General features: G+C 67.6%; 19 protein-coding genes and 3 pseudogenes. 8 read left to right on the top strand and 14 right to left on the bottom strand.

The features are described 5' to 3' along the window. From ACGFNP_RS47540 to ACGFNP_RS47525, 4 genes and pseudogenes are all read right to left on the bottom strand, one after another. Nucleotides 1-945 carry an FAD-binding protein gene (locus tag ACGFNP_RS47540; RefSeq protein WP_393329666.1) on the bottom strand — a complete coding sequence of 315 codons (945 nt, stop codon included), beginning with the start codon at nucleotides 943-945 and terminating at the stop codon, nucleotides 1-3. 203 nt (nucleotides 946-1148) lie between these two features. Then, nucleotides 1149-1496: pseudogene (locus tag ACGFNP_RS47535) on the bottom strand (DUF4158 domain-containing protein); the annotation flags it as partial. 71 nt (nucleotides 1497-1567) lie between these two features. Then, a complete protein-coding gene (locus ACGFNP_RS47530) occupies nucleotides 1568-1861 on the bottom strand; it encodes a hypothetical protein (RefSeq protein ID WP_358327236.1) in 294 nt (97 codons plus the stop codon). A gap of 257 nt (nucleotides 1862-2118) precedes the next feature. Next, nucleotides 2119-2475, bottom strand: coding sequence for a hypothetical protein (locus ACGFNP_RS47525; protein WP_358327234.1), 357 nt, complete (start codon nucleotides 2473-2475; stop codon nucleotides 2119-2121). A gap of 35 nt (nucleotides 2476-2510) precedes the next feature. Here ACGFNP_RS47525 and ACGFNP_RS47520 point away from each other — a divergent pair, with 35 nt between their 5' ends. Next, nucleotides 2511-2732, top strand: a complete 222-nt coding sequence (locus ACGFNP_RS47520) for a hypothetical protein (protein WP_358327232.1) — start codon at nucleotides 2511-2513, stop codon at nucleotides 2730-2732. Nucleotides 2733-3207: 475 nt separating this feature from the next. On the opposite strand, the gene ACGFNP_RS47515 is transcribed toward ACGFNP_RS47520, so the two are convergent. Then, the gene (locus tag ACGFNP_RS47515) at nucleotides 3208-3723 is read right to left on the bottom strand and encodes a hypothetical protein (protein WP_358327230.1); all 516 of its coding nucleotides are present in this window, start codon (nucleotides 3721-3723) and stop codon (nucleotides 3208-3210) included. 35 nt (nucleotides 3724-3758) lie between these two features. Then, entirely contained in the window at nucleotides 3759-4400 is a 642-nt protein-coding gene (locus ACGFNP_RS47510; protein ID WP_358327228.1) for a TetR/AcrR family transcriptional regulator C-terminal domain-containing protein, read from the bottom strand. Between the two features lie 71 nt (nucleotides 4401-4471). Between ACGFNP_RS47510 and ACGFNP_RS47505 the strand changes: the two genes are divergently transcribed. The 3 genes from ACGFNP_RS47505 (at nucleotide 4472) to ACGFNP_RS47495 (ending at nucleotide 6017) form a co-directional block, all read left to right on the top strand. Further along, complete coding sequence (locus ACGFNP_RS47505) at nucleotides 4472-4720, top strand: hypothetical protein (RefSeq protein WP_393329663.1); 249 nt, start codon at nucleotides 4472-4474, stop codon at nucleotides 4718-4720. Then, on the top strand, nucleotides 4717-5676 hold the full coding sequence (locus ACGFNP_RS47500; RefSeq protein WP_393329661.1) for a zinc-binding alcohol dehydrogenase family protein: 960 nt from the start codon (nucleotides 4717-4719) through the stop codon (nucleotides 5674-5676). Before ACGFNP_RS47505 ends, ACGFNP_RS47500 begins: the two co-directional genes overlap by 4 nt. 158 nt (nucleotides 5677-5834) lie before the next feature. Then, nucleotides 5835-6017 carry a hypothetical protein gene (locus ACGFNP_RS47495; protein ID WP_393329660.1) on the top strand — a complete coding sequence of 61 codons (183 nt, stop codon included), beginning with the start codon at nucleotides 5835-5837 and terminating at the stop codon, nucleotides 6015-6017. 166 nt (nucleotides 6018-6183) lie between these two features. On the opposite strand, the gene ACGFNP_RS47490 is transcribed toward ACGFNP_RS47495, so the two are convergent. From ACGFNP_RS47490 to ACGFNP_RS47460, 7 genes and pseudogenes are all read right to left on the bottom strand, one after another. Beyond that, the gene (locus ACGFNP_RS47490) at nucleotides 6184-6363 is read right to left on the bottom strand and encodes a family 43 glycosylhydrolase (protein ID WP_393330132.1); all 180 of its coding nucleotides are present in this window, start codon (nucleotides 6361-6363) and stop codon (nucleotides 6184-6186) included. 12 nt (nucleotides 6364-6375) lie between these two features. Beyond that, nucleotides 6376-6657 (bottom strand): annotated as a pseudogene (locus ACGFNP_RS47485) (family 43 glycosylhydrolase); the annotation flags it as partial. Between the two features lie 67 nt (nucleotides 6658-6724). After that, nucleotides 6725-7579: a carbohydrate ABC transporter permease gene (locus ACGFNP_RS47480; protein ID WP_358327220.1), complete on the bottom strand. Its 855-nt coding sequence runs from the start codon at nucleotides 7577-7579 to the stop codon at nucleotides 6725-6727. Then, complete coding sequence (locus ACGFNP_RS47475) at nucleotides 7576-8511, bottom strand: carbohydrate ABC transporter permease (protein WP_393329658.1); 936 nt, start codon at nucleotides 8509-8511, stop codon at nucleotides 7576-7578. The genes ACGFNP_RS47480 and ACGFNP_RS47475 overlap by 4 nt, the downstream gene beginning before the upstream one ends. Continuing rightward, nucleotides 8508-9806: an ABC transporter substrate-binding protein gene (locus tag ACGFNP_RS47470; RefSeq protein WP_393329656.1), complete on the bottom strand. Its 1299-nt coding sequence runs from the start codon at nucleotides 9804-9806 to the stop codon at nucleotides 8508-8510. Before ACGFNP_RS47470 ends, ACGFNP_RS47475 begins: the two co-directional genes overlap by 4 nt. A gap of 84 nt (nucleotides 9807-9890) precedes the next feature. Then, entirely contained in the window at nucleotides 9891-12077 is a 2187-nt protein-coding gene (locus ACGFNP_RS47465; protein WP_393329654.1) for a hypothetical protein, read from the bottom strand. A gap of 43 nt (nucleotides 12078-12120) precedes the next feature. After that, on the bottom strand, nucleotides 12121-13338 hold the full coding sequence (locus ACGFNP_RS47460; protein WP_358327210.1) for a family 1 glycosylhydrolase: 1218 nt from the start codon (nucleotides 13336-13338) through the stop codon (nucleotides 12121-12123). Between the two features lie 265 nt (nucleotides 13339-13603). Here ACGFNP_RS47460 and ACGFNP_RS47455 point away from each other — a divergent pair, with 265 nt between their 5' ends. From ACGFNP_RS47455 to ACGFNP_RS47440, 4 genes and pseudogenes are all read left to right on the top strand, one after another. After that, nucleotides 13604-14590 (top strand): LacI family DNA-binding transcriptional regulator, encoded by a 987-nt coding sequence (locus ACGFNP_RS47455; protein ID WP_358327208.1) that lies wholly within the window; start codon nucleotides 13604-13606, stop codon nucleotides 14588-14590. Between the two features lie 221 nt (nucleotides 14591-14811). After that, nucleotides 14812-16062 (top strand): annotated as a pseudogene (locus ACGFNP_RS47450) (glycoside hydrolase family 2 protein); the annotation flags it as partial. 359 nt (nucleotides 16063-16421) lie between these two features. Beyond that, entirely contained in the window at nucleotides 16422-17015 is a 594-nt protein-coding gene (locus tag ACGFNP_RS47445; RefSeq protein WP_393330129.1) for a DUF4982 domain-containing protein, read from the top strand. Then, on the top strand, nucleotides 16946-17281 hold the full coding sequence (locus tag ACGFNP_RS47440; protein WP_393329652.1) for a hypothetical protein: 336 nt from the start codon (nucleotides 16946-16948) through the stop codon (nucleotides 17279-17281). The genes ACGFNP_RS47445 and ACGFNP_RS47440 overlap by 70 nt, the downstream gene beginning before the upstream one ends. A gap of 794 nt (nucleotides 17282-18075) precedes the next feature. On the opposite strand, the gene ACGFNP_RS47435 is transcribed toward ACGFNP_RS47440, so the two are convergent. Next, nucleotides 18076-18972: an IclR family transcriptional regulator gene (locus ACGFNP_RS47435; protein WP_393329650.1), complete on the bottom strand. Its 897-nt coding sequence runs from the start codon at nucleotides 18970-18972 to the stop codon at nucleotides 18076-18078. Between the last annotated feature and the right edge of the window lie 19 nt (nucleotides 18973-18991).

Here is an 18991-nt window from a genome sequence, read left to right as displayed (position 1 = left end):
TCACCTGACACCCCATCTGTGTGCGAGCCCGCCACGCCCGCAGTATCTATGGAGGAGCGTGCGCGCGGCGGCGCCCGCGATCCTGCCGAAGACGGCTCCCGACGTCAGCCCGCTGCCGCCCGGGTAGTTGCCCGAGAACAGGCCACCCACCAGTTCCCCCGCCGCGTACAGCCCTTTGATCGGCCGTGATTCCTCGTCCAGCACCCGGGCGCTGGTGTCAACGTGCAGCCCGCCGAAGGTGAACGTGATGCCGCAGCTCACCGCATACCCATAGAACGGCGGTGCCTCCAGCGCCAGCGCCCAGTTCGACTTGGGCGGTTCGGCCCGCGCCCGCCGCCCGTCCTTGATCGAGGGGTCGAACGGTTCGTCCACGATCGAGGCGTTGAAATCGTCCACCGTCGGGCGCAGTCCCTCGGGGGAGATGCCGAGCCGGCTCGCGAGCTCCTCTACAGTGTTCCCATCGGCCCAGGTGATCGGCCGGCTGTCGTATTCCTCGGTACGCAGCATCGGCCGGGTGGTGGCGTCGAACAGCTGCCACGCGATGCTGCCGGGCCGCCGGAGGATCTCACGACCGTACTTGGCGTAGGTGTAATTGCGGTAGTCGGCGCCCTCGTCCACGAAGCGGCGGCCGTCGCGGTCCACCACGATGCCCAAGGGGTAGCTCTGGCGGGTGTACTGGTTGGTCAGGCGTCTGTCGCCGCCGCCGGGTGGGGCTCCGGCGTCCCACGCGACGCTGTGGCAGGTGCCGTAGGGGGCGGCGCCGAGGGCGAGGGCGAGTTCGAGGATCGCGCCGTCGTTCGTGGGGGTGCCGCGGACGATCGCTCGGGCCCATTCCGGACCCAGGTGGCGGGCCGTCAGGCACGAGCTGGCCTCGAACCCGCCCGCGGCCAAAACGACCGCGTGGGCTCGCACGGTGTGCTCACCGCTCGCGTCGGCGTACGTCACCGCGCGGTCACCGCGTCGGCGTGGCTCCGATGGAGCGCCGTCACGTTGGCGCCGTATCGGATCTCGACTCCAGAGGCCACCGCCGCCGCGGTGTGCTGAGCGATCAGGCCCTTGCCGCCGCCGACCGTGCCGAGCGCGAGACCGCCGAAGAACTTCCAGGTGCCGCCGCTCTCGTACGCCTGCCGCTCGAACATCAGCCGCCAGCCGTGCAGGAAGGTCCGGAACCGGCGCGTCAGTTGCCGCTCGCTCCAGCTGTTGGTGTCATCGAAGGTGTGGTAACCGTAGGCGTCCCGGATCATCCACGCGTGCTCGTACGTCGTCTTGGGCCGCTCGGCGTACTTCTTGACCTGCGACGCGTCACCGATTCCCAGCTGCTCGGCCAGGTAGTCCACCACCGGCCAGGGCACCGCGAGCGGATCCTCCAGGAACAGCCCCTTGTACCGGACGGTCCCGATCTGGACGGCGACGCCCAGCCGGTGAGAATCGGCTCTCGACTGCGCGATCACATTCCGGTCGAAGCTATCGAGGAAGAAGAACTTCTCCAGGTCTGACCTTGTACAGCCACAGGTCTGCCGTCTCGCCCCCGATCCGCCGAACCCGCTCCCAGAACCTCAAAGCCAGGTCATAGCGCTCCAGGTAGTGGGCGGTGCACCGGGGGCCGGAGACCCTTGCCCTTACCGCCGTTGTCGTGGGCGTCGTTGGTCTGGATGGTGGGCCGGTCGGTGCCTTGAGGACTGCCGGGCGACGGCTGGAAGAGGCCGATCCACACCCGCAGCGTCGGCAGATCGGGGCGGGAGCTGGTCCAGTGCACGCTGCGGTAGCCGGCGTTACCCCGCCGAGCGAAGCCGTGCTCGGTGAGCAGCTCGGCGACGACGGTGAAATCGTCTCCGGAGGCCGGCCTCGTAGGCCCTCCCACCAGTATCAGCGGCCAGGAGGTCATTTCTGCGAATCACGCACCGTCACCATCGTCATGCAGAGCTCCTTTGCCCCTGGTGACGCCGACCCGAGTGGGGGCCCCGAACGGCCTACCTTGCCCAGTTCTGAAGGCCCGAAAGGCGCATCCGCCCGGCCGCCGCGCACGCGGCAGCCCGGCGCCGGAGCCGAGGCGACGGACCCGGACGCCGTCGACCTGAGTCCTGCATCGCCGTGCTGCTCCTACGCGACGCGTTCGGCTCAGCCCTGCGTTGACAACCGCAGCACCGCCTTCTTCTTGGACAGCGAGAGGGCGCTGATGGTGATGCCGTTGAGCGTGCTCGCCGAGCCCTCGCTGAAGTACGAAGAGCCTGACACGCCAGGCCCGCTGGACTTCACGCTGACGCCGCTGGCATTGAAGGAGATGGTCAGCTTGGTGAAGACGAAGCTGGGGTCGATCCGGAACGAGACCTTCTTGGTGACGGTGATCTTGCAGTTGCCGTCGTAGCAGGCACGCAGGTTGGGCTTGGCGGCGGCGGACGCCGTGGGGGCGATGGCGGGGACGAGGGCGATGGACGCGGCCACCGCCAGGGCGGCGGTCCTGATCGTGGCGGACATGATCCTCCTTGCTCTTCACATGAGGTTGGGACGGGGTGATCCTTGAGCCCTCCCAGTGTGTGGCGGCTGCTCCGGGACCGGTCCCGGAGCAGCCGAGCCCCATCGAACACACCCACCTGGACGGGCATTCGGTCATCACGATGGTGGAAGCGGCGCTGGCCCGCCTGGTCGGCCACGAGATCGACCACCTGCTATCCGGCGCTGCCGTGATGAAGAGTCCTGTCTCTGCTGGTCAGACGTCGGCGGCCTGCCGTTGACGTGAATGGTCGATTGCCCGGCCTGGTCGGGCCGCAGAGGAGAGTTGTGCTGATACCGAGCGGCTGACCTTGGATTCCTTGCCGCTCTGCCGCACACCGGTCTCTGCGAAGATCCGGTTGCGCTGCCGGTCGAAGTCAGCCTTTCATCTTGAGCAGTTCGGCCTCTCGCTCGGACATCTTCAGCCGAACTTCATCCGGGGTGTCGGCGGCGGTCGCTGACCTGTCGCACCGAACCGGCCCCCTGTCTTCAGATAGATCAACGCTCAGCTCTACGGCGATCACGGAAAGCGACTGGGCAACTCACACGCCTCTGTGGACAACCGCAACGCGGGCCCTGCCGCCAGGCAACACAACCTCGCACAACACAACGATCTTCCGGGGAACGGCTTCCTTGTCTATCGGCGTGTGCTTTCTCATGCTCATGGCCTTACCCGGGCCGAAGCAGCCGGAGGAACAGCGCACTCCAATTAGGTGATCAGAGGCGCCACTGCCCCTTTCTCCCGTACTCGGCAACCGCCTCCCTTCCACGAACGCGGCGGTGATGGCTTCGACCGCAGTGGCAAACGATCACCAGCGTTCCGGGAATCTCGAAGAATCCGCTGGTCACGGGTGGGTTCGTTGGATTTTCGGCCAAGACTACGGTGACCCCATTGAGGGAGTCGAGCTGGGTCTGTAGCGACTGGCGCACCGTCGAGGCGCGGGCGTAGCCGATCTTGGCGTGCCCGGGCGTCTGGGTGCCGGCGGCGGGGCGGGGTAGTTCCACCCAGACGGTCCCGGGTTTGCGAAGCGCCGGGGTCGGCACGTTGAGCACCTTGGCCAGGGACGGCACGAGCCGGAACCGGGCGGTGTGGTATTGGGCGGCCACCTTGCCCCGGCCGGTGCGGCGCAGGAGGACATCGGGCAGCCGGACGCCGGGCCGCTGTTTCGTAGGTGAGGGCCTTTGAAACAGCGACGATGTCGGCTTTCTGTGTTGGGGACTCGGGGTGCTCATGCCATGGCTCACTCGCCTGCGGAGCGGCTGACCGGTCAGGACGTGGGGTCGGACTGCGCCCCAGGACCATGGATGATCTGTTCCAGACAATCGCGGAACAGATCGTCGACGGTGCGGCCGGGTTGGAAGTACTCGGCCACACCGGCCATCACGGTGGGGTGTGCCGCGGCGTAGGCGGCCATGTCGAAGCCCTCCAGGGCGTCCGCGTCCGGGCGGCCGAGCTGTTCCTCCAGGACGTAGCCGACGGTGAAGCGCAACACCGTCAACACGATCAGGCGAGCCTGCCGCAAGGGAATGCCCCGCCCGACCAGTGTGCTCATCGCCAGTTCGGAGATGGCGGCCATCTTGAGGGACAGTTGGGAGGCCGCGATGATCCGGGCTCCGTCCGGGTGGGCCAGCAACGCGTGCCGCAGCCGCCCGGCCAGGCCGATCAGCCAGTCCTGCCAGCGTTCCTCCGGCGCGGGCGACGCCAGCTCGGGGAACTGCTGCTCAAGAATCGCCTCGGCGATCGCGGTGACCAGCGCCGCCTTGTTCGGGATGTGCCAGTAAAGGGTCGGCGACTGTACGCCGAGCCGGGCGGCCAGTTTGCGCGTGGTCACGCCGTCGAGACCCTCGGCGTCCAGTAGCGCGACGGCCTCGGTGACGATCCGCTGTTTGTCCAGAGCCAATTCCTGCACCTCCCTTCCTGACCCTATCAGTGATAGAGTCCTCTATCAGTGATAGAGACTCACGCACCAGGGAGGCAACGATGAGACACCGGCACTCGCTCCGCGACCTGCTGCACAGGGCGACCCATCGCATTCCGGGGGTTCCCGCGCACACCGAGTGGCCGGCCGGCCACCAGAGCCAGGCCCGCCACGGCCATGGGTGGCGGCACCCGCTCACGCACCACCGTTCGCACCACCACGGGTTCAACCACTCTCCAGCCCGTCCGCCTCGCGTCCTGGCGGCGTGGCAGACGCGGATCGCCCGCTTGTTCGGTCAGGAACTGGGATGAAGGCGGCGGTGCTCCACGAGGCCGGCGGCATCCCGCGCTATGAGGACTTCCCCGATCCGGTGCCCGGAGACGGTGAGGTGATCATCGACGTCAAGGCGGTCGCCGTCGAGAACGTCGACAAGGCGATCGCGGCCGGTACGCACTACGCCAGCGAGAAGTACATCGGCCGGTTTCCGGCGATCCCTGCCTTCGACGGCATCGGCGCCCTCCCGGACGGCACGCTCGTCGGGTTCGGCAACATCCGCCTGCCCTACGGCGCGCTCGCCGAGAAGGCCGTGGTGCCCCAGGGCTCCTACGTGCCGATCCCTGACGGCATCGACCCGGCCGTGGCGACCGTGATGGCCTCGGCCATCACCGCGATGTCGATGAAAGCGGCCGCGGGGTTCGTTCCCGGGGAGACGGTGCTGGTGCAGGGCGCCACCGGGGTGGCCGGGCGGCTCGCGGTCAAGGTGGCCCGGCTGCTGGGCGCCGGCCGGATCGTCGCCACCGGCCGCGACGACGACCAGTTACGCGAGGTACAGGCCATCGGGGCCGACACAGTGATCAACACCGCGGTCTCCGACGAGGCTCTGGCGCAGGCGTACCTCGACGCCAGGGGGGACGGCTACGACGTCGTCGTAGACTACCTGTGGGGCAGGCCCAGCCAGATCCTGCTGCGTGCGCTGGTGCCGCGGTCGTTCGCGTTCGGCAAGCCGACCCGGGTGGTCCAGATCGGTGAGTCGGCCGGCACCGAGCTCGCCCTCGCCGGGTCGAGCCTGCGCACCTCCGGCGTGGAGATCTACGGCGCGGCCAAGGGGCTCGACCCGCAGACCATGGACGAGGCGTACCAGCAGATCGTGACGTGGACACGGTCCGGCGAGCTCACCTTCGATGTGGAGAAGGCCCCGCTGAGCGACATCGAGACCGCCTGGCAGCGAACCGACCTCAAAGGCAGGCGACTCGTCGTGATGCCATGACCGGCCCGTGTCCACGGCACACCAGCGATGATCACCGGTCAGCGTTCCGTCGCCGTCCCCACCCACGACGTCGACGGAACCGTCTCGAGCGGCGGTGCCTGGCCCCAGCGGCCGCAGCCCCCGCTCCGGGGCCCACGTCACATAGCGGCCCCAGGCGGATGCTGCCCCGCCTGGAGCGGTCCTCCAAGCTGGCGGCCAAGGCCGGCCGCGTGCTGGTCGACCAGCTAGACCGGGTCGACCAGGCGGGCACGGATGTGGAGGTGGCGGCGATGTGGGCAGCGCTGGTGGAGAAGTACCACCCCCGATCAGAGAGCGAGTCGAAGCCTTCCGCGCACGCGTAGCTCGTGGGCCGCTTGCGGCCCAGTCTGGGTGAGCAGGACGAGGAGCTGGAGCCGCTGAAAACCGTGCGAGGTCACCAGCCGGGCTGAGCGTCCTTTGGTCAGCTCGTCAGTTCGTGCCTTGGCGTCAGCGCAGCGTCTGCCGATCACCCTGGACATGCTGCTCTGATCATCGACAGGCGCCGTCGGCCGCCTGGACGAGATCGCCGTGGCCGGTGCTCTGGATCGGCCGGTTGGTGCTGCGGTGGGTCAGGATGGGGTTGCCGGGCGCGCTCTCGTACGGGCCGCGCGGTGAGCGGGCACGGGCCACGGATACGCAGTGGCCGCGCTCGGGGTCGATGCGCGCCACGTTGACGCCGGAGACGGCACACCAGCACTCTCCGTCCTCGTCCCAAGCCAGATCGGGGTCGATGCCGGGCAGATCGCTCCATACCGGATCCGACCACGGGCCCTCGGGACGGTCACTGGAGACGAGGAAGGTGCCACCGGCGCCGACCAACGTAGTGATCACGTAGAACCGGCCGCCATAGTGACGGATGGTGGGCGCGTAGACGCCACGCGAGGCCGGGATGCTCGGCGGCAGCCGTAGCTGTGAGGGACGGTCCAGGACGTTGCCGAGTTGCTCCCAGTGCACCAGGTCACGACTACGAAAGAGTACGCATCGAAACTCACAGGGTGGTGGTTGCGCCGCCGGATCTGGTCGGGCCTGCCTACTTGATCGCGCCCGCGCCGATGCCCTTCACGATGTGACGTTGCGCCATCAGATAGAAGATCACGACCGGCACGATCGAGATGGTAGTGGCGGCCAGGAGGATCTGCTGCTGTGGCGTCTCGGCGGAGGTGAAAGCGGTCAGACCGCGCTGGACGGGCATGAGGGAGTTGTCGTCGAACAGGACGAGCGCCATGAGGTACTCGTTCCACGCTCCCAGCCCTTGAATGACCGCCACGGCGGCGAGGCCGGGCCGCGCCAGTGGGAGGATCACGTTCCAGAAGATGCGCAGCGGACCGGCGCCGTCCAGCGCGGCCGCCTCCTCCACAGCGCGGGGCTGGCTGACGAAGAAGCTGCGCATGATGAGCGTCGACATCGGGATGCCCGAGGTGATCAGGATCAGTACGTAGCCGACGGGATTGTTCGTCAGGTTGAGTGAGATGAGCAGCTTGTACTGCGCGAGGAACATGGCGGGAGCGGGGATGATCATCACGGCGAGGATGACGAACGTGAACACGCTCTTGCCCGCGAAGTCGAGCCGCGCGAGCGCGTACCCGGCGAGGCTGGACACCAGCAGGATGCCGATGACGGCCGATCCCGTGTAGAGCACACTGTTGCGCAGGTAGATGCCGAGTTCTCCCTGGACCCATGCGGTCACGTAGTTGTGCCACTGCGGGTCCGCGGGCAGGAAGCTGTCGTTCGAGAGCAGCTCCGTGAGGCTCTGCAGAGATCCGGACAGCATCCACAGCAGGGGGAACAGCGCGATCAGCGCGGCGACGCCCAGCAGTCCGTACAAGCCGATCTTGTCGAGGCGTACCCTCCGTCGGGTCCCGCCTTCGGCCCTTGCCGTCATCATACGCGGGACCTCCGCCTGGTGATCGTGAGCTGGATCACGGACAGCAGCACGAGGGCGCCGCCGAAGATGACCGACATGGCCGCGGCACTGCCGTAACGCCAGTTGACGAACGCCTCGTTGTAGATGGCGAGGGTCGGCACCATCGTGTGCTGGCCCGGTCCGCCGTTGGTCAGCACCTGCACGGTCCCGAAAATCTGGAGCGCGGCGAGCAGCGTCAGCAGGCTCACGATCGAGGTGACCGGAGCCAGCTGCGGCCAGGTGACGTACCGGAATTTCGACCAGCGGTTCGCGCCGTCGAGTTCGGCGGCCTCGTACAGTTCTTTGGGCACGTCCTGCAGCCCCGCGAGGAAGAGCAGGAAGCCGAACCCCCAGTGGAACCAGACGAACACCGCCGCCACGACGGGCAGCGCGACGGCTGGCTCGCCAAGCCAGTTCTGCTGTAGCGTGCCCAACCCCACCATGCTGAGCAGCCGGTTGAGGATGCCGGATCCAGGGGCCAGGATGAACGAGAACAGCAGACCGACGACGACCACCGACAACACGCCCGGCAGGTAGAAGACGGTGCGGAAGAACGTCCTGCCGCGGGTGATGTTGTTGACGGCCAGCGCCATGCCCAAGGCGACTCCGTTGCCGACGACGAACCCGACGACACCGAAGAACAGGACGTTGCGCATGGACGCCCAGAAGATCGGGTCGGAGGCGACGAAGTCGTAGTTGGCCAGCCCCACCCATGGGGTGTCGGGGCTGACGCCGTCCCAGGACTGGAAACTCAGCAGGATCGCCTGCGCGAACGGCGTGATCGTGAAGATCCCGATGAGCGCGATGGCCGGCGCCAGGAACAACCAGCCGATCAGGTTGCGCCGGAGAGTGCGCCTCCCGCGCGGCGCCCGAGGTGGACGCCGCACGGGAATCGCGAGATGCTGCGCCGTCATGACGTACGGTCCTGCGCCGCCTGGATGTTGGTGAGGACCTCGTCCACCGTCGCCTCGCCCAGCACCAAGCGCTGAGACTCCGCTCTGATCGCGGTGATCACGTCAGGTGTGAAGGTCGTTGACATGACTTGCATGTTCTTCACGCCGGCGGCGAAGCCCGCGAGCTGGTCGGGGATGTCCGCGCCGGCGAGGAGTTCCGGGTTGCTGGGGAGGATGCGAGCGGTCTTGGCGAACACCGCCTGCTGCTCGGGCTCGGTCAGCCACTTCACGAACGCGAGCGCCTTGTCGGACTGCTTGCCCCTCGGGTTGATCACCGCGCCCTTCCCGGGGATACCCGGCGAGCGCGGGTCGTGGACGCTGCCGGGAGCCTTGGGGACCCCGGTGGAGAAGTAGTCGTCGAATTCCGGGTTCGTCCTGTGGCCGACCGCGATGCCGGGGGCGGCGTCGAAGATGGCACCCATTTTCTTGGTGAAGAAGGACGACTCCACGTTCGGGTGGTCGTCCTGGCCACCGGGGATGGAGTCGTCGGCGAGGACACCGGCCTTCTTCACCTCGGCCAGGAACTGGAAGGCGTTGCGCCAGCCGTCCTGTTTCCAGCTCGCTTTCCCGTTGAGGGTCGCTTCGATCTCGGCGTCCGTCAGCCAGTTCGAGGCGAGGGCCTGGATGATGTTCGGCGTCTGCGAGGCCGCGATGGAGAATTTCGCCTTCTTCGCGGTGAGCGCGTCGATGAACTCGGCCGTCGTCGCGGGCGGCTTTTCCGCAGATATTCCGGTCAGCGCCGGGTTGATGAGGAAGCCGTACGTCTGCGTCTCCCAGTGCACCGAGTAGACGCCGGGCTTGACCCCGAGGTTGTTACCTTCCTGGAACGTCGACATCTTGAGCACGGCGGGGCTGAAGTTCTTGCTCCAACCGGCGTTCAACTGGGAGGAAAGGTCCATCGCCCAGCCGGCCTTGTAGAACGGCGCCATCTGGGACGCGTCGAACGACGAATAGATGTCGGGCATGGATCTGGACTGCGCCTTCGCCTGCAGCTTGGGCAGGTAGTCGACCGGACCGGGCGTGTCGATAGTGATCTTGACGCCGGTCTTCTTGGTGTACTGCTGCGCGAGTTGTTTGAGCGCGGCCTCTTGCCCGCGCGACTGGTTCATGAAGGTCAGTCCGGCGTCCCCGGTGTTGGTGGATTCGCCGGATGACGAGCAGCCGGCCAGAGCAAGCGCTCCGACGATCGCCAATGATCCTGCGGTCGCGGTAATGGTGCGGCGGCGAGCGCCGCGTGTGGTGGATTTCGTACCCATGGTTCTCGCCTCTGGAAGCCTTGGATGGAGGAGGCATTCTTCGGTGAACGCCGTTCAATGCCGATGAAAGTGGTTCTGGCCCTGTCAGTCGGCTGCCGGCCGACCGTTCTCCTTCCGTGTCCATGAAGAGCCGCTCAGGACGCTGGGGCGGGGGAGCGCGCCCAGTCCTTCTGACGTGAGGATCCAGCCGCGGGGAAGTTCTGCCCCCTGGTCCACCGCTGTGGCGATATGCGCCATCGCGGCCAGCAGTCCTCCATTCGCCGGGAGATAAATCGTGAGGAATCCCGGCATTTGCGGATTGTGTCCGTTGGGGAGGAACACGTTCTTCGGTGAAGGAAGCAGAAGGGCGTCGATCGCACGGCCGACATCGCCGAGACCGGCCGCGGACATCGCCATGACGGGGTAGTCCCAGCCCCAGCTGGACTGCAGGTCCCAGCGCTCCCATACGGAATCGAGCGTCGCCGACATCGTGGCCGGGTCCACGAGCTGCGTGTCCGGAAGCCACCCCAACGCCATGAGCATGGACGGGTGATCCTTCCGGATGAGCCACGGGGAAGTCGCGATGGCCGCGTACGTACCGTCGGGAAGCAATGCGGGCCGGCTCATGTTCCGCGCCACCCGGTCCCACTCCTGGCTCGGTTCGAGACCGAGCCGCGCTCTCCACTCGTTCGCCACGCCGAGTGCCCATGACCAGTACGCCAGCTCGAAGGTCGGATCGGTGTTCGTCGCCCGGTCGGTGAGGTAGCTCTCCTGCGCGGGGATGAGCGGAGGCGGCAGCCTGAAGGATCCGTCGCGTTCCTCGGCGAAGTCGGCCATGAAGTCGGCGGTCGCCTCGACGAGCGGGTAGTGCTCACGCAGGAACGACTCCTCGCGCCCCTCGCCGCGCAGCGACTCCAGCAGGTAGATCACGTGCGGCTGCTGCCACAGGAGGAAGACGCCGATGTTGCTCGGCGACTCGCGCGCGGACGGATCGGTCTGCTTCGGCCAGCGGGCTCCGCGATACCCCTGCCGGCGGGCGGTCGCCTTCGCCGCCTCCAGGGCTTCGTGATACCAGCGCATGCTGCGTTCGAGCAGGTGCCCTCGCCCCCACATCGGGAAATGCGCCGCATGCCACCAGTGCATCTCGAGGTGGAACTTGCCCGACCAGGTGTTGTACGTCAGACCGGACTCCGCGGGAGGCGTGACCCCGGCACTGTTGACGGCCATGAGGTACTGCGAGAGAACGACGCGGCGTTCCAGCTCCGCGGCGCGCGCGTCCGTGCTGCCGGCGAGGCTGACCGCGGCACCGGTGCTCCAGTGCTCCGCCCACCAGGTCCGCGCGGACGCGCCGACGGCGGAGAAGTCGTCCTTGTCCGGCTGCCGATCCTGATCCGGCGTCAGCGTCACCACGACCTCGAGAACGGTGGCGTCTGTGTGCGCGATGACCGAGCCGGTCCCCGCACGCAGGCTGCCGGTGGTGCGGACGCCTACGCCGTAGGTCAGCGCCTCCACCGTGCGCCGTGCCTGCCAGTGGCGCTCCGTCCGCTGGTCCCAGACCGTCTCCTGCGCGAGCGGGAGTTCGAAGGCGGCCAGGCCGTCCGGCTGTTCGTCGAACACCCAGGCGACGCCCCATCCGCGAAGCAGCAGGCCGGATTCGACCCGCACGGCGAAGCGATGGTCCCGCGGGTCGGCGACGGTGGTGACGCGGACGCGCTCGCCGTCGAGGACGTACGCGGCCTGGATCGTTCCCGTCCACAGGTCGAGCTCGGTACGGACGTCGGTGAGCGCGGCCGGATCGTCGAGCCCCGTCCCGTCGGGGCGGACCAGAGCGAGGCGGCCGAGGTGAGCGCGGCGGGGGTTGAAGTGGTACCACGCGCCCGCGACGAACTCGTCGGCGATCAGGTCGCCGGCACGGTGCAGACCCATGCGGTCGAGATAGGGCACCGGGCCGCGGGACGTCTCGTACAGGGTGGTCGCGTCGTCGAGCCGGAGCGCCCGGTCGGCGCGCGTCTCGTACCAGCCCCAGGTCGACTGGGTACGCAGGGGGATCTGGAAGTCGTCGGCGTCGAAGACGCGCGGGCGCTGCTCGGGCAGGCCGGACAGCCCGTCGTGAACGACGCGGTGCGGGTCGGGGACCAGTTCGTGGAAGGATGGGAACGTCTGCAGCCCGGAGATGTCGACCGTGAGCGCGATGTCACCGTTGCCGACCGTGAGGACGTCAGCGGGGTGCGCGGACGTCAGCACGGGGTTGTGCCGTCGCACGAGTCGGCGCCGGTCGATTGCCTCGGACATCCTCGCCTTTCCTTGAATCTTGAGTTTCAGCCGCTGAGGTCTCTCAGAGCGCGTTGGCCTTGGCGACGCCGCCCAGCCACGCGAGGCTCGGCTTGGGCCGGCGCTCGAACGTCTCCCGGTCGACGGCGACGAGGCCGAACGTCGGGTCCCAGTGCCCCCACTCGTAGTTGTCGAGCAGGCTCCAATGGAGGTAGCCCCGCACGTCCACGCCCGCTGCCATCGCCTCGGACAGCGCGTCGAGCGCGCCGGCGGTGTAGGCGATGCGCCGGGAGTCGTCGCCGGTCGCGATGCCGTTCTCGGTGACGACGATCGGAACGTCGGGCAGGACGTCGGCGGTGTGCCGGACGGCGATGCCGAGGGCGTCGGGGCGGTACGCCGTCCGCACGAGGGTGTTGTCCGGGTGGACGGGGTGCGGTTCGATACCGTCGAGCCCCACCCACTGCGCCGAATAGGCCTGCACCCCGATGAAGTCGTCGCCCCGCGCCGCCTCCAGGTAGAGGTCCTCCCAGACGTACTCGAGCCGCCGGCGCACCTCCTCCGCCCCAGGACGGGTCTCGAACGCGCGGCTCGCGACCGACCATCCCACCCGGGCGTCCGTGCGCTCGCGCAGCACGTCCCGCGCCGCCTGGTGCGCCTCGATGAGACGGCGCCCGATCTCCGTCGGCGGAGCCGGCTTCGCCGGCCGGGGCGTGTCCGCCTCCAGCGTGGGGCTGAGCCACTCCAGACCCGAGTCGGGGTCGAGCGTAGCCTCCGCCTCGCGCACCATGATCGCGAGCATGTTGGGCTCATTGATGGTGCAGACCCACTCGACGCCGTCGAGGATCGAGGTGGCCGCCTCGACATAGGCGCGGAAGCGGTCCACGGCCCGTTCGCCGCGCCAGCCGCCCTCCTCGGCGAACCATCTTGGCGAGGTGAAGTGGTGAATCGTCACGAACGGGACGACGCCCGCGGTGAGACATGCGTCGATCATGCGCCGGTAGTGCGCGAGCGCCGCGCGGGACACCCGTCCCGGGGCCGGCTCGATGCGCGCCCACTCGATGCCGAAGCGGTAGGTGTTCAGGCCCGACTCCGCGACGAGCCGGATGTCCTCGGGGTATCGGTGGTAGCTGTCGAGGGCGTCGCCGCTGCGATCCGCCCCTGGCATGCGCTCCTCCTGCGCCCAGAAGTCGCTGTTGACGTTGTTGCCCTCGACCTGGTGCGGCGCGCTCGCCGCACCCCAGAGGAAGCCGTCGGGGAAGGTGTGCATTCGTCTCTCGATCACATGTCGGTCCGGCGCGAATCAGCCGTAGCGGGCTCCGAATGCGAGTCAACGTAGCCGCTACGTCGCAAGAAGGTCAAGGAAAAACGTGTACCGGTCTACGACATCTCCACTAGTCAGTGTGGGCATGTTCTGGATCATTCGCTAGTCTTCATAGACCGGTCTATACGCACGATGATCCCGGCGTCGTAGGATCGGCAGGACTTGGCTGGAGAAGGGGATGCCCATGGTCGCGCCTGAGCGACGACGACGAGTGACCATTTCCGACGTGGCGAAACACGCCGGGGTCTCCAAGGCGGCGGTCTCCAAGGTCATCCGCAATGACTACGGGGTCAGCGACGCCATGCGAGACCGCGTCAAGCGGGCCATCGACGAGCTCGGCTACCGCCCCCAGGCCGCCGCGCGGGCGCTGCGGGGGCGGGCCTTCACCATCGGCGTGCTCATGCAGCACATCGGGATCCCGTTCTACGCCGAGATCATGACCGGCCTGGTGGAGCAGCTCGCCGAGTCCGACTATCAGGCGATCATGATCCAGGGAGGCACCCTCGACAAGACCGAGAAACGTGCCCTGGAGGCTCTGATAGACCGGCAGGTGGACGGCATCCTCATGATCGCCCCACTGGTCGGCCGCACCCAGCTTGAGCAGGTGGCGCGCGACATCCCCACCGTGGTGCTGGGCCGCCACGACAGGTCGCCGGCGTACGACTCGATCGTCGACGACGACAGGGTCGGCTCCGAGCTCGTCATGGAACACCTGATCGCGCTCGGCCACCGTCGCATCGGGCACATCACCTTCCAGCAGGAGCCTGGACGGGCGGCCGACCAGATGCCGCGGATCAGGGCCGAGACCTACGAGCGGGTGATGCGGGACCACGGGCTCGCCGACGAGATCGCCGTCGCGGCGACCTCGTACTCAGAGGAGGGCGGCTACGACGGTGCCCGCGAGCTGCTGAGCCGCTCTCCGCTCCCCACTGCGATCTTCGCCGGTTCCGACGAGGCGGCCCTCGGCGTGCTGGCCGCGCTGCACGAGGCGGGCCTGTCCGCCCCGGACGACGTCTCCGTGGCCGGCTACGACAACACCAGGCTGGCCGCCCATCCCAACATCGCGCTGACCACCGTCAACCAGGACGGAGTCGTCATGGGCCGGATGGCCGGGCGGCTGCTGCTCGAGCGCATCGAAGGCCGCACGTCGCCGGTGCACTTCTCGGTCATTCCAAGCCTGGTCGTCCGGCGCTCCACCGCCTCTCCCCGCTGACGTCCCGCCTTTACCGGAACGCGAACACCGCCGGAGTGAGGAGATCGACTTCCTGCGCCGACGTGGTGTTCGGCTCCGGCATCACCGTGTGGCAGGTGCCCAGGGACGTCGCGTGCGGCCTGCTCCCCGCTTCGGCGTGGACGGCTCCTACCTGCCCGGCTCGAACCAGCCGATCCGGGCCTTCGGCCGCGAGCACGCCCAGTCCCCGTGACGAGATCGACATGACCGGCAGGTCGTACACCTCTGATCTTCAGGAAAGTCATGTCCCGAGGAGTTATGTGATCCGCACATCGTTCAACGACAACTGGCAGTTCCGTCCGAAGGTCAATCCTTTCGCCGAACTCGCGGGGACCGCGGTCCCGTTCGAGCCGGTGATCGTGCCGCACGACGCGATGATCACCCGCGACCGCGAGGCCACCACGGACGGCGCCGCGACCGCTTATTTCCCTGGTGGGGCGTACGAGTACCGCAAGACGTTCCTGATGCCCGAGGAGCACCGCGGTAAGCGGATCATGCTGGAGTTCGAGGGCGTCTATCGGGACGCCACCGTGTTCGTCAACGGCAACTATGCCGGGCAGCGCCCGTACGGGTACTCGCGGTTCTACATCGACGCCGACCGGTTCCTGCGGTTCGGCGAGAACAACGAGGTCCGGGTGGAGTGCCGGACCCACCAGGACTCGCGCTGGTACTCCGGCGCGGGCATCTACCGCGACACCTGGTTGCTCGTCGGCGAGGTCGTCCGCATCAGCCCGGACGGCGTCCGTGTCACCACCCCGGACATCGATGCCGAACGCGCGGTCGTAGAGGTCGCGACCACGATCGAGAACGACTCCAACGACCTGCGCACCGTCGAGCTGGTCATCGAGATCCGCGATGCCGCGGGAACCGTCGTCGCCTCCGACACCGCGCTGATCACGGTACAACCCCACGAACCGGCCATTGGTCGCCAGCGCATCTACGTCCGCGACCCCGCGCTGTGGAGCCCGGACTCGCCCGCGCTGTACACGTGCGCGGTGTCCATCACGGACATCGACGCCATGGAGGTCGCCTTCGGCATCCGCTCCTTGCGCTTCGACCCCGAGCATGAGTTGCGGATCAACGGCGAGACGGTGAAGCTGCGCGGCGCGTGCGTGCACCACGACAACGGACCGCTGGGGGCCGCGACGTTCGCCCAAGCCGAGGAGCGCCGCGTGCGGCTGCTCAAGAACGTCGGATTCAATGCCATCCGCATGTCGCACCACCCCATGAGCGCCGCGATGCTCGACGCCTGTGACCGTCTCGGCATGCTGGTGGTCGATGAGGCATTCGACATGTGGACCTGGAGCAAGAGCCCGATCGACTACAGCCTCAACTTCCCGGAATGGTGGGAACGCGACATCGAGGCGATGGTGGCCAAGGACTACAACCATCCCAGCGTCGTCCTCTACTCCCTCGGCAACGAAATTCCCGAAACCGGCACAGCCACCGGGGCCGCATGGGGCCGCAGACTCGCCGAGAAGGTTCGTGCGCTGGACGACACCCGCTTCCTCACCAACGGGATCAACAACCTCCTGGCCCTGCTGCCTGATCTGCGCGTCCAGGAAGGCGACGACACCGGTATCAACACCCTGATGGCCGACAGCGGATTCGACGTGAACGCCCGTCGCCGGCTCCGACCTGGTGACCACCCGCACCGCCGAGTCCTACAGCGTGCTCGACGTGGCCGGAATGAACTACTCGGAGATCCGCTACCCGACCGACCGCACACTGTTCCCGAACCGGATCATCCTGGGCACCGAGACCTTCCCACCCCGCATCGACAACAACTGGCGACTGGTCAAACAGCACAGCCATGTCATCGGCGATTTCACCTGGACCGGCTGGGACTACCTGGGCGAGGTCGGTGTCGACCGGCCGCAGTACGCCACCGGATACCCCGCGCCCCACGTTCATGGCGCCGTATCCGTACCTGCTGGCCGATTGCGGGGACATCGACATCACCGGTCACCGGCTTCCCGTCTCCTACTACCGGGAGATCGTTTTCGGCCTGCGCGCCCAGCCCTACCTCGCTGTCCAGCGGCCGCAACACCACGGCAAGACTGTCATCAGCAGCCAGTGGGCCTGGAGTGACACCATCGCCAGCTGGACCTGGCCCGGCCATGAGAGCGCCCCGATCATCGTCGAGGTGTACAGAGACGCGGACGACGTCGAACTTCTCGTCAACGGCCGCTCCTTGGGACGCAAACCGGTCCGCGAACAACACCGCTTCCGCACCGAGTTCGAGATCACCTACGAACCAGGCGAACTGGTCGCGATCGCCTACCGCGACGGCGTCGAATCCGGCGCGATATCCTCCGCACCGCGACCGGCCCCATCGTGCTGCACGCCGCACCCGATCGACCGGTCATCACGGTCGACGTCGGTGACCTTGCCTATATCACTTTGACCTTGGTCGATTCTGCCGAAACAGTGCACACCGCTGCGGATCGGCCCGTGCGGGTGGACGTCTCCGGCGACGGAACGCTGATCGGCTTCGGCAGCGCCGACCCGGCGAACAAGAAAGGATTCGACTCGATCGAGCACCACACCTACCAGGGCCGCGCCCTCGCCGTGGTGAAACCGACCGCACCCGGCACCATCCGCCTGACCGCCACCGCCCCAGACTGCAACCAGGCCGAAGTACTGGTCACGGTCGAAAAGCCGGCCCGGTGACGGCCGGACGTTCGCGACTCACCGGCTTCCATGCTGCTAGGGCTCCTGCCGACCCCTGGTCAGACGGTGGCAACGCCGTCCGCGAGCAGCGTGCTGCCGGTCATGAAGGCCGACAGCTCCGAAGCGCGCGATGTCGTCGGGACGCCGGCGCGGCCGATGGGGCTGTTCACCTGAGGGGTCCCAGTAGCTATCGAGCAGAATCCAACGAACCTGCTCCTGACCTGCGCTGACGTGGTGCTCCGTGCTGAGGTGGAAGGACATCTGCCCTGGCTATAGGTGTTGAGGGCTGGCGGAAGTTCGTCGGCTCAGGTGGGTGTTGTCGAGGGAGGCGTGGACGGGAAGTTGGGGTGCCGCGTCGGGGACGGGTTGTTTCCGCAGGCCGGTCAGCGCTTGGCTTTGGCGAAGCGGCTGGTGGCGTCGCGGGGTAGGGAGAACGCTAGGAACGCGAGCTTGATCTCGCGGTCGGAGTCGCCGTTGGCGTGCATCACGACGTTGATGCGGCCGTCGGTGTCGTGAGTGCCACGCCGTTTGTAGTTGGGGTGGGCTTCGATGGGGGAGCGGCACCGACGTCGATGGCTGTCACGGCCGGGTAGTCGACATGCTCGGTTGTAATTAATCTACAATGTAAAGGCGGTGAGCGAATACGATTCACACATCCGTCAACCCACACACAAACCATCAACCGCATCCCGCAGTGAGATCGGCCCCCATCGTGGCGGTCAGCCTTTACTGGTTCTTCGATCGCGTCCCGCTGCCGCTCTGACGCGCGCCGGCCCCAGCCCGATTTCCCGCACTCAGGGGCGGTTCCTCGCGCGCCTGCCCGTCTCGGCCGGTGTCTTGCCGGCGGAGGTGAGCGAGCGGGCCTCCGGCGCGGGGGCGCGCTGGTGTCCCAGCTCAGCGGACATCGCGTCAGTGGTCTTGAGCAGATCCGACGACACGGTACGCAGGACGGCCGGCGTCGCGATCCGCGCCGGCAGGACGATCGCGACCGCCAGCGGCAGCGACTCTCCGGTGGTGAACACCGGGGCGGCCACGGAGGTGACCCCTGGGATCACGCCGCCGGAGGTGATGGCGACGCCGTCGCGGCGTACGTTGGCCTTGATGCGCTCGATCTCCTCGTCGGTGAAACGCTCATCGGTGGTCGCGTCCTGAGCTCTGACGATCGGGTCGGTCAGGGTCTTGGGCAGGTGGGTCAGGTAGACGCGGCCGATCGAGGAGGCCAGCATCGGCAGCGTCGCGCCCACCCGCACGGTGATCGGCAGCGCGTAGGAGCCGTAGTCCCAGCGGACGATCATCGGACCGTGGTCGCCCCACACCGCCAGGTTGATCGCGTGCTTGGTCCGGTCGCGCAGGCCGGGCAGGTGTTCCGAGGCCAGGCCGACCTCGTCCATCCTGCGCAGGGCCTCCGCGCCGAGCCGCCGCATCGCCGGGCCCAGGTCGTACAGGCCGGAGCTCGGCGACTGGGAGACCAGCCCGATGCGGCTCAGGCTCACCAGGTATCGGTGCACTTTGCTCGGCTGCATGCCGCTGAGCGCCGCGATCTGCGTCAGGCTCGCCGGCCCGGCGCTCTGCTCCATGGCCAGCAGCACCGTCATCGCGATCTCGACCGACTGGATGCCCTGACGGGACGGAGACGGGGAGCTGCTCTGGCTCTCGTCGCCGTCGTCGTCGGCCTGTTGTACGTCACTCACGTTGCCTCGCCCCGCGCGA

The organism is Nonomuraea sp. NPDC049269 (genome assembly GCF_043197155.1).
Classification (GTDB): Bacteria; Actinomycetota; Actinomycetes; order Streptosporangiales; family Streptosporangiaceae; genus Nonomuraea.
This window is presented reverse-complemented; position numbering and strand designations above follow the sequence as displayed.